The sequence below is a fragment of the Corynebacterium tuscaniense DNF00037 genome (assembly GCF_000759055.1).
Classification (GTDB): domain Bacteria; phylum Actinomycetota; class Actinomycetes; order Mycobacteriales; family Mycobacteriaceae; genus Corynebacterium; species Corynebacterium tuscaniense.
The window spans coordinates 1-9,796 of sequence record NZ_JRNG01000058.1 but is presented as its reverse complement, the minus strand read 5'-3'; the positions used below and the strand labels follow the sequence as shown (position 1 = coordinate 9,796).

8 protein-coding genes are annotated in these 9,796 nt (G+C 61.2%); 2 read left to right on the top strand and 6 right to left on the bottom strand.

Annotated features, from left to right (window positions below; genetic code table 11):
- The 5 genes from HMPREF2129_RS10725 to HMPREF2129_RS10040 form a co-directional block, all read right to left on the bottom strand.
- The coding region (locus HMPREF2129_RS10725; RefSeq protein ID WP_052093123.1) for an HNH endonuclease signature motif containing protein at positions 1 to 884 on the bottom strand (884 nt) is incomplete at its 3' end.
- Positions 885 to 1,315: 431 nt separating this feature from the next.
- Positions 1,316 to 1,603, bottom strand: a complete 288-nt coding sequence (locus HMPREF2129_RS10055; protein ID WP_034666237.1) for a glutaredoxin domain-containing protein — start codon at positions 1,601 to 1,603, stop codon at positions 1,316 to 1,318.
- A gap of 4 nt (positions 1,604 to 1,607) precedes the next feature.
- Positions 1,608 to 2,120: a dihydrofolate reductase gene (locus HMPREF2129_RS10050; RefSeq protein WP_034666235.1), complete on the bottom strand. Its 513-nt coding sequence runs from the start codon at positions 2,118 to 2,120 to the stop codon at positions 1,608 to 1,610.
- Between the two features lies 1 nt (position 2,121).
- Entirely contained in the window at positions 2,122 to 2,928 is an 807-nt protein-coding gene (locus HMPREF2129_RS10045; protein WP_034666233.1) for a thymidylate synthase, read from the bottom strand.
- Positions 2,925 to 3,698, bottom strand: coding sequence for a 3'(2'),5'-bisphosphate nucleotidase CysQ (locus tag HMPREF2129_RS10040; RefSeq protein WP_034666231.1), 774 nt, complete (start codon positions 3,696 to 3,698; stop codon positions 2,925 to 2,927). Before HMPREF2129_RS10040 ends, HMPREF2129_RS10045 begins: the two co-directional genes overlap by 4 nt.
- Positions 3,699 to 3,952: 254 nt before the next feature.
- Between HMPREF2129_RS10040 and HMPREF2129_RS10035 the strand changes: the two genes are divergently transcribed.
- Positions 3,953 to 8,677, top strand: coding sequence for an ATP-dependent helicase (locus tag HMPREF2129_RS10035; protein WP_232218149.1), 4,725 nt, complete (start codon positions 3,953 to 3,955; stop codon positions 8,675 to 8,677).
- 25 nt (positions 8,678 to 8,702) lie between these two features.
- Here HMPREF2129_RS10035 and HMPREF2129_RS10030 read toward each other — a convergent pair whose 3' ends face one another.
- Positions 8,703 to 8,930, bottom strand: a complete 228-nt coding sequence (locus HMPREF2129_RS10030; RefSeq protein ID WP_034666229.1) for a hypothetical protein — start codon at positions 8,928 to 8,930, stop codon at positions 8,703 to 8,705.
- 11 nt (positions 8,931 to 8,941) lie between these two features.
- Here HMPREF2129_RS10030 and HMPREF2129_RS10025 point away from each other — a divergent pair, with 11 nt between their 5' ends.
- On the top strand, positions 8,942 to 9,766 hold the full coding sequence (locus HMPREF2129_RS10025) for a DNA-formamidopyrimidine glycosylase family protein (protein ID WP_034666228.1): 825 nt from the start codon (positions 8,942 to 8,944) through the stop codon (positions 9,764 to 9,766).
- Positions 9,767 to 9,796: the final 30 nt, after the last annotated feature.

Below are 9,796 nucleotides of genomic sequence, written 5' to 3'. Positions count from 1 at the left end.
GCTTTGATGTGGTGGACTTCGCAGTTATCGGCTGCGTGCCGGCAATCCGGCACAGGACAGGTCGGCATGGTGGAGCGTGCGAGGTCGCGTTGTTTCTGGTTCGCGAAGCGCTGCGTGTCATACAGGTTGACGGGTCCTTCTTGCGGGTGGAACATCGCTACTTCTAGGACGTCCGCAAAGTTCTGGGCCAGGAACTCCGCACCCGTCATCGTGGTGCCGTCAGTCAACCCAAGGATGACATCGTCCCCAGCGCCACCCATGATCTTGATCTGCTCTTCCAACGGGATGAGGACCAAGGGGCGGGGCACTGCAGGGGCAATGCCACCCGGTCGCGCATTCTCCGCATCAGGGCGCAGGCCAAGTTCTGCCATCAGGTTTTGATACATCTGCGGACCAGCAGGACCATCAGTGAGGTTCTGGCGTGTTGCGAACTCAATAGCTGCCGCGTCTTCTTCTACGGCCATGATGGTGATAGGGCGCCTCTCATTCTGGGAGCGACCAATCCGCATTGTGGGTTCCGGGGCAGGCTTTTCCACCTCAGGCACGATGTCCCTCGCGCGACGTGTGAGTGTCTTGTAGTCACCCTTAACGGAAAGCAAAGCAAGCCGTAGCCGCCACTTCTCTTTGTGGTCTTTGATCCCGGAAAGTCTGCCTTCGATGTAGACGAGCTGATCCATGGACTTCTGAGTCGACCGGGCGATCTTGATCGCGTTGGCTTGCTTACGAGTGAATTTCGTTTTTCCGTAGTAGGCCGTGTGGACCTTGGTCAGCTCGGTGACTCGTGCAGGGTTGCAGCCAGCATCGAGGAGCACCCGGGCATCGAAGGATGCCAGGGTCTCGAGCGGGTTGGTGAAACCCGCTACTAAGGCTGCGAATGAAGTCATGCCATGCACGCTAAACCGAAACACAAAAACGTGCAGCTAGGGCCCCAAAAACCTGTGGATAACAGAAAAATCTATCCACAGGGTGCGCGGGCTCAAGCCCGCGCAGGAAGCGGATGAGCAGTGAGAACGAGCCGGTTCCCACGAAATGCAAAAAAGATTTAGACGCTTGTCGTGGAACTAAACCGACTGCGTCGAACACCGCGTCATACGCGCTTCTTGCTGGAAAACCGTGGCTTAGCTATTTTGCAGCGTCCCGGTGGCTATGGAAGACTTGTTTTAGCTGCTTATGGAGCTGCGCTACGTGGTATCCCAGGTGGATCGGCTGCAATCTAGGGACCCACATTCAGACTCTATCTTTCAAAAAGTGCGATTTTTGAAAGATAGAGTCCCGATCGCGCGCTGTAAATTGCAGTGGTTCAAGTTCAGGTCTACTAATTCAGATCAGGGAGCTTGGCCAGCACGTCGGCGGCTGGCGGGTTGGTGGCGTGAGTGCCGTCGGAGTAGAGGACGGTGGGCACGATGCGGTTGCCGTCGTTGACGGACTTGATCCACTCGTCGGCATCTACGCCGGGTGCTTCGACGTCGACGATCTCTACCGCGCCTTCGGGGAGCCTGGCGCGGCGAAGGTCCGCGACCAACGCCGTGCAGTACGGGCACCAGGAAGCGGCGAAAACGGTGACGGGTGCTGTGGTTTCAGGGGTTGAAGGAGTGGTAGGCAAAGCCCTAAGCCTTTCGTTCAAAACGTTGGAAGCGGTAGAGCAGAGGTGAATCGTCGGTGCCGTCGAGGGTGATGTGGCCACGCGAAGATGTGAACCACTCGGTTTCTTCGGCCAGCTCAAACTCCGCCGGAATGCGGGGGGCGAGGACGGGGTGGGGGAGGTGGGGAGCCAGGGAGGCGTCGATAAGCGTGCGTTCAATGACATCAACCTCATCGAGCGTGGCTTCGTAGAGTTGTGCCCCTCCCATGATCCATGCGTCGACTTGGAGGTCCGGGAGGTCGCGGGAGACGAATGCACCGTCGGACCATTCGCCCGGCTCGCGCGAAGACAAGATGTGATTCGGGCGACCCGGCAGCGGCCTGAACGGCAGGGACTCCCACGTGCGGCGGCCCATGATGACGGGGCTGCCCAGCGTGGTTTCCTTGAAATGTTTGAGGTCCTCCGGCAGGTGCCAGGGCATGTCTTTGCCGTCGCCGATGACACCATCGAGGCTTTGCGCCCAGATTGCGCCGAGCATGCTAGACCGAGACCTTCGCCGTGATCGTCGGGTGTGGGTCGTAGCCGGTGACCGCGATGTCTGCGAAGCTGTAGTCGAAGATGGACTCCGCCTTGGTCAGTTCCAGCTGCGGGTACGGGCGGGGCTCACGCGACAGCTGCTCTTTGACCTGCTCAATGTGGTCGTTGTAGATGTGGCAATCGCCGCCGGTCCAGATGAGCTCACCGACGTCAAGGCCTGCCTGCTGGGCGAACATGTGGGTGAGCAGCGCGTAAGATGCGATGTTGAACGGCACTCCTAGGAACATGTCGGCGGAACGCTGGTAGACCTGCATGGATAGCCTGCCGTCGGCGACGTAGAGCTGGAAGAGAAGGTGGCACGGCATGAGCGCCATCTTGTCCAGCTCCGCCACATTCCACGCGGAGACGAGGTTGCGGCGGGACTCCGGGTCCTGGGTGAGAAGGTCCAGCGCATTCTGAATCTGGTCAATGTGCTGGCCATCGGGTGTGGGCCAAGAGCGCCACTGCACTCCGTAAACCGGGCCGAGCTCGCCGCTTTCATCCGCCCACTCGTTCCAGATGCGGATGTTGTTCTCCTGCAGCCAGCGCACATTCGAGTCACCCTTGAGGAACCACAGCAGCTCGCCGACAACGCCCTTGAAATACACCTTCTTGGTGGTCAGCAGGGGATAAGACTCCGCCAGGTTGTAGCGCAGCTGCTTACCAAACAGGCTGATCGTGCCCGTGCCTGTCCGGTCGCCCTTCGGGGTGCCGGTCTCCAAGATCTCGCGCAGCAGGTCCTCGTAGGGGGTGTTAATCGTCTCTGTCACTTCGCAATTCCCTCGTAGCTGCCGTGCTCTTCCTTATAGGCGGCAACATGTTCCAAAATCTCGTCAGCGATCTCCGGGCGGCAGATCAACAAATCAGGAATATATGTGTCCTGATTGTTAAAGCGAACTTCTGAGCCATCCAGCCTCGTCGCGTGAAGGCCCGCTGCCTTAGCGACGCCCACCGGCGCCGCCTGATCCCACTCATACTGTCCGCCCGCGTGGATGTATGCGTCGTAGTCACCCAGCAGCACGTGCATCGCCTTCGCACCAGCTGAACCAATGCGGGCGGCCTCGAATCCCATCTTTTCTGCCACATAATTGGCTACCGCTGGCGGACGGTTGTGTGACAGTGCGATCTTTCGCGACAGTGGCCCTGACACATGGCGCACGTCCGAAGACTTAAACACCACGCCGAGGTCGGGTAGACCAACCGCTGCATGGATCGGAACACCGTCCTCAACCAGCGCGATGTGCACTGCCCAGTCCTGCCGGCCGGTAGCGAATTCCTTGGTACCATCTAGTGGGTCCACAATCCATACCCGGCTGCAATCCAACCGTGACAGGTCATCTACGGCTTCCTCCGACAAGAAGCCATCCTCCGGGCGGTGCTGCTCCAACACCCGAGCAATCCAGTTCTGAGCCAGGTCATCCCCCGCCTCACCGAGCTCCCGGCCCCGAAGTAGGCCGACGCCACGAATTCCTTTCAGGATCTCGCCCGTTCCTTGAGCAATGAGGTTGGTCAACCGTGAGTCCGAGTACGTTGCCGTCATGGTCTAGACCTTACCGCTTCCCGGGGTGTGCCGTAGTTGTGCGGGGCCTTGGGGGAGGTGTGATTCGTTCTTTGTGTGGCTTGCCTCGGCTGGGTGCCCGCTGGTCTACAAAGTGGAATGAATGAAGTGCAATGAATCGAGTAGAAGGGACCGTTAGTAATTTCTCGTGGCGGCGCCACCTGGTTTAATAACCTCCCACTAGCGTTCTGTAGTGGGAAGTTAAGTGCTCTGTTCGTGCCGGTTAAGGTGAAAGCGTGCCTGACAGGCTTTCTAATCACTCCGTGAGCGGGGATTCTGGTCGCGTGCTCGACCGTTTCCACCCGCAGGTTTCGGCGTGGTTCGAGGAAGTCTTCGCCGCGCCGACACCCGTGCAGGAACAGGCGTGGCGGTCGATCTCGGAGGGGGAGAACACCCTCGTCGTCGCCCCGACTGGCTCGGGTAAGACACTGGCGGCATTCCTCTGGTCGCTCAATTCGATGGTGAACCGCGCCGGGCAGCAAGCACTGCATTTCGACGACAACGTGGCACTCCAGCGCACCACCCGAGGAACGCGCGCGGGAGTCAAAGTGCTGTACATCTCCCCGCTGAAAGCCCTGGGTGTGGACGTGGAGAATAATCTCCGCGCACCACTGACCGGTATCGCGCGGGTGGCGCAGCGCATGGGGCTGGACATGCCGGACATTTCCGTGGCGGTCCGTTCCGGCGACACTCCGCAGGCGGAACGTAACCGGCAAGCACGTAAACCACCGGACATCCTCATCACCACGCCGGAGAGCCTGTACCTCATGCTCACCAGCAAGGCGGCGGGGATACTGAAGACGGTGGATACCGTCATCGTCGATGAGATCCACGCGCTCGCAGGAACGAAGCGCGGCGTGCATTTGGCGTTGTCGCTGGAGAGGCTTCGCAGACAAGCAGGAAACTTCCAGCGCATCGGCCTGTCAGCAACAGTGAGACCGCTCGACGCGGTGGCGAATTTCCTGGGCGAGCACACTACGATCGTGAATCCGCCCGCGGAGAAGAAGTGGCGGCTCGATGTGCACGTGCCGGTGGAGGACATGAGCGACTTGCCCGTGCCGGAAGAAGGCTCGCCGATCGGGGAAGCAGTTATCAGCGTGGACCTAGACCTCGGCCCCGCCCCGCCGCCCACCCCGGGGCAGTCCTCGATTTGGCCGCACATTGAGGCGCAGTTGTACCAGGAGGTGATGGCACATCAGTCCACAATTGTGTTTGTAAATTCGCGCCGCACCGCGGAGCGCCTGACCAGCCGACTCAATGAGATCTGGGCAGCGGAGCACGACCCGGAGGCGCTGAGCCCGCAGACGCGTCGTCCGCCGGCGCAACTGATGAGGCCGGTAGACGTTGCTGGCAAAGCCACACCGGTGATCGCGCGGGCTCACCACGGTTCAGTGTCCAAGGAGGAACGCAAAACCACGGAAACCGCGTTGAAGGAGGGCACACTCAAGGCAGTGGTGTCCACGAGCTCGCTAGAACTGGGCATTGACATGGGCGCTGTCGACCTTGTTGTCCAGGTGGAATCCCCACCGTCGGTGGCATCTGGCCTGCAGCGTGTGGGCCGCGCCGGGCACTCGGTGGGTGCGGTGTCAGAAGGTTCGTTTTATCCCAAGCACCGCTCCGACCTGGTGCAAACAGCGGTGACTGTGCCGCGTATGCGGCAGGGCCTCATTGAGGAACTGCACACCCCGAAGAGCCCGCTGGACGTGCTCGCCCAGCAAACCGTGGCCGCTGTCGCGGTGGAAGACCTCGAACTGGATGACTGGTACGAGACCGTCACCCGCGCCTGGCCCTACCGTGACCTCGCCCGTGAAGTCTTCGATGCTGTTATCGATCTGGTCATTGGCATCTACCCATCCACTGACTTCGCCGAACTCCGCCCCCGCGCGATCCTGGACGGCACCACCCTCAAAGCCCGCCCCGGCGCGCAGCGAGTGGCGGTGACCAATGCCGGCACGATCCCGGATAGGGGGATGTTCGGAGTTTTCTTGGCCGCAAGCGACCAAGAAGGAGGGCAAGGACAAGGGCAGCCAAGAAGAGTCGGTGAACTCGACGAGGAAATGGTCTACGAATCCCGCGTCGGCGACGTGTTCACTCTCGGCGCATCGAGTTGGCGGATTGAGAACATCACCCGCGACCAAGTTCAGGTCAGCCCCGCGCCGGGTCACACGGGCCGCCTGCCGTTCTGGACGGGTGACGCGCTCGGCAGGCCATACGAGCTGGGGCTAGCGCTGGGCGCATTCCGCAGAGAGGCGAAAAGCGATCCCACCATCATCGACGCGAGCCTGGACGAATACGCACGCGATAACCTGCTCAAGTACCTCGACGAGCAAGAAGATGCCACCGGCATCGTCCCGGATGAAAAGACACTCCTGCTTGAGCGCTTCACCGATGAGCTGGGGGATTGGCGCGTGGTGGTGCACACGCCGTTCGGCAAAGGCGTCAACGCCGCGTGGGCGCTGGCCACGGGTTGGCGCGTGGCCCAGGAAACCGGCATGGATGCTCAGGCCGTCGCGGGGGATGACGGGATTGTGTTGCGGTTGCCGCAGGGGGAGTGGGAACCGGATGCGTCAATATTTGCTTTTGATGCGGATGAAATCGCGGACATTGTTACGGAACAAGTGGGCAATTCCGCTCTCTTCGCGTCGCGTTTCCGCGAGTGTGCTGCCCGCGCGTTGCTCCTTCCGCATCGTAACCCGGGCAAGCGCGCGCCACTGTGGCAGCAGCGTCAACGTGCGGAGCAGCTGCTGGACGTCGCACGCAATTACCCGTCTTTCCCCATCATCTTGGAGACCGTCCGCGAGTGCCTCCAGGACGTCTACGATCTGCCCGCACTTCAGGATGTCATGCGTAATCTGTCCACTCGCCGCATTCGCGTGGCCGAGGTGACTACGGATCAGCCGAGCCCGTTTGCCTCAAGTTTGCTGTTCAATTACACCGGCGCGTTCATGTACGAAGGCGACACGCCGCTCGCCGAAAAACGTGCCGCGGCGCTCGCGCTCGATCCGTCGTTACTTGCAAAATTGCTGGGCACAGTTGAGCTGCGCGAGCTTCTCGACGCCACCGTGATCCAAGAAGTCGACCACTCCCTCCGGCGCCTGGGCAAGGCTGACACTTCCGAGCAGTTCGCGGACACGCTGCGCATCGTGGGGCCGGTTCCGGTGGATGAGCTGAAGCAATACACATCCGTGCCGCGCGTCGCCCTCGAGAATCAGCTGGGCAAGCGCATGATGGCCGTGCGTATCGGCGGCCGTGAACACCTCGCCCAAGCACTCGATGCGCCGTTGCTTCGCGACGGCCTCGGCGTCCCCGTCCCACCCGGCATCCCCGCCCAAGTGGCCACCATCCCTGATGCGTTGAGCCAACTGGTCAGCCGCTGGGTGCGCACACGCGGGCCGTTCACGCTGCGTGACCTCGCCACAGCCTTCAGTCTTTCCGTTGGCACTTCCTACGAGGTGCTTCAGCGCCTCGTAGGGGATGGGAAGGTCGTTGAGGGGCGTTACCGCCAGGGCGTTGATGAACAGGAATATATGGGTGCGGAAGTCCTGCGCATCGTGCGCACCCGTTCACTCGCAGCTGCCCGCGCGCAGACACGTCCGGTGTCCCAGTCTGCTTTGGGTCGTTTCATGCCAGCATGGCTCAATGTTGCTCCGATTGGCGTCCGACCCCTTCTCCGGGGGTCGGACGGTGTCTATAGCGTCATCGAACAGCTCGCCGGTGTGCGCCTGCCAGCTAGTGCCTGGGAGTCCATGATCCTGCCTAGTCGCGTCGGCGACTATTCCCCGGAGATGCTCGATGAGCTCACCTTGTCCGGCGAAGTCCAAATCGTCGGTGCGGGCAAGGCTGGTGCGCGCGATCCCTGGATCATGCTGCTGCCCGCGGACTACGCAGCGCAGCTCATGCCCGTGCCGGAAGAACCACTATTGAGTCTCACCCAGCAGCAGGTTATGGAGAAGCTCAACGTCGGCGGTGGCTACCTGTTCACCGATCTGCTCGGCACAGCAAGCGAAGCCACAACCACTGCTGATGAACTCCGCGAATCCATGTGGGATCTCGTGGAAGCCGGACTCATCGCACCAGATTCCTTCGCCCCGATCCGCGCCCGACTGGCCGGCGGCAAGCACGGCAAAACCGCCCACCGCGCGAAGCGCCGGCCCTCCCGCAGTCGCATCCGCTCCGGTCGCACATCCTTTGCCACGGTCACCCCACCGGACATGATCGGCCGGTGGGCCACCACCCCAACCCCAGACACCGACCCCACCCAGCGCTCCCTGGCGCATGGCGAGGCCTGGCTGGACCGCTACGGTGTGGTCACCCGCGGCAGCATCGTCGCCGAAGACGTCCTCGGCGGATTCGCTCTTGCCTATAAGTCTCTTTCCGGATTCGAAGAAGCCGGAAAGGCCATGCGTGGCTACCTCGTCGAAGGTCTCGGCGCAGCGCAATTCTCCACCCCTGCGATCATCGACCGTCTGCGCAGCCACCAAGACTCCGACGACCTTGTCGGCTGGCCCTCCGGTACCAAAGAACCCAAGGTCTACGTGCTGGCCGCCACCGACCCTGCCAACCCCTACGGCGCCGCACTCCCATGGCCCGAAACCGGACCGACCCGCTCAGCCGGAGCACTCGTCGTGCTTATCGACGGCCTCCTCGCCGCCCACCTCACCCGCGGCGGCAAAACCATGACCACCTTCTTCGACGGCTTCCCCGAAGGCGTTGGTACTGACGATGAGCTACTCACCATGGTTGTGGGGGCTCTGACGGATGTGGTGGGGGAGGGCAGGATGACGCCGTTGACCGTCGAAAAGCTCAATGGCGAGCCTGCTTTCAAGCTGAAGAATTATGGTGCCGCAACCTCCCCGCGCGGCGCGAAGATCGGTGGCCGAACTGTCGCTGCACCCAAGCGGCGGGGCAGGAGCGTTGCCGAAGCGCTCGAGGAGCTCGATTCGCTGAGTTTTGACGACTGATTGGCGGTCGACCCAGTGCAGTAGATCAGTGTGTGCGGTTATTCACCTCTTTGATGAGGTGGGCAGCAGCCGCGAGGCCGAGCCGACGGTTAGCGATGCGAATGTCCTTCACAGCCTTGACGAATTCACGCTCCGGATCAGTTCCGGTTTCATTGAGCACGCCGCGCGCCCACTCAACTGCCTCGTCCATGTCAGTGAAAAAGCCAATGAGTGATTCTTCAGGGGTCGGTTTGTAGCCAAAGAGGTTGAACATAGTATTCGAGTATGCCTGAAGGTGATACGGTTTATCAGCTGTCGAAGCGGCTGCAGTTCATGGAGGGGCGTGAGGTCACACGCTGCTCCTTGCGTGTCCCGCGCTTTGCCACAGCCGATTTCACCGGCATGACCGTCGAACGTGTCTGGCCCTACGGCAAGCACTTGTTCATGCAGTTCGGCGCGGATGGACATGAGTCGCAGATCCTGCACACGCACCTGAAAATGGAAGGCTCTTGGTCCGTCCATCGTGCAGGTTCTCGCTGGTCTAAACCCGGGCACACTGCACGTGTGGTGTTGCAGCTCGTTGATAGAGGTGGGGACATTGAGCTGGTCGGCCATTCCTTGGGCTTGGTTGATGTGTTCCCGGCGCGTTTGTTTGAGGCCGAGATGGGCTATCTGGGACCGGATCTCTTGGCCCCAACTTTTGATATCGAGGAAGCTACTCGCCGGATTCTTGCTGATCCGGGACGGGAAATTGGTAGGAGCCTGCTGGACCAACAGCGTGTGGCGGGGATCGGTAATGAGTACCGCGCAGAGATCTGTTTTTTGGCCGGCGTTCACCCGGCGCGGACGGTTGCGGAGGTCGGCGAAGACGGCGTGGCCAACATGTTGAAAATTGCTCGCCGGCTCATGTGGGCGAATAAGGACGAGGTCAAGCGAGTGACCACCGGCGTGAAGCGCGCTGGTGAAACCACGTACGTGTTTGGGCGGAACAACAAACCTTGCCGGCGGTGTACCACCTTGATCACTCAAGGGGTCCTCGGCGGGCAGGGGGACCTGGAGCGCGTGATCTGGTGGTGCCCTAGTTGTCAGCCAGAGCCTGGTGCTTGGTAAGTGGTGTGGGGTGAAGGATTTCGCACTCGG

What these genes read in the sequence shown, in the direction of transcription:
- HMPREF2129_RS10050 (WP_034666235.1), bottom strand. Translation starts at nt 2,120, where the DNA reads ATGCTCGGCGCAATCTGGGCGCAAAGCCTCGATGGTGTCATCGGCGAC.
- HMPREF2129_RS10040 (WP_034666231.1), bottom strand. Translation starts at nt 3,698, where the DNA reads ATGACGGCAACGTACTCGGACTCACGGTTGACCAACCTCATTGCTCAA.
- HMPREF2129_RS10030 (WP_034666229.1), bottom strand. Translation starts at nt 8,930, where the DNA reads ATGTTCAACCTCTTTGGCTACAAACCGACCCCTGAAGAATCACTCATT.
- HMPREF2129_RS10025 (WP_034666228.1), top strand. Translation starts at nt 8,942, where the DNA reads ATGCCTGAAGGTGATACGGTTTATCAGCTGTCGAAGCGGCTGCAGTTC.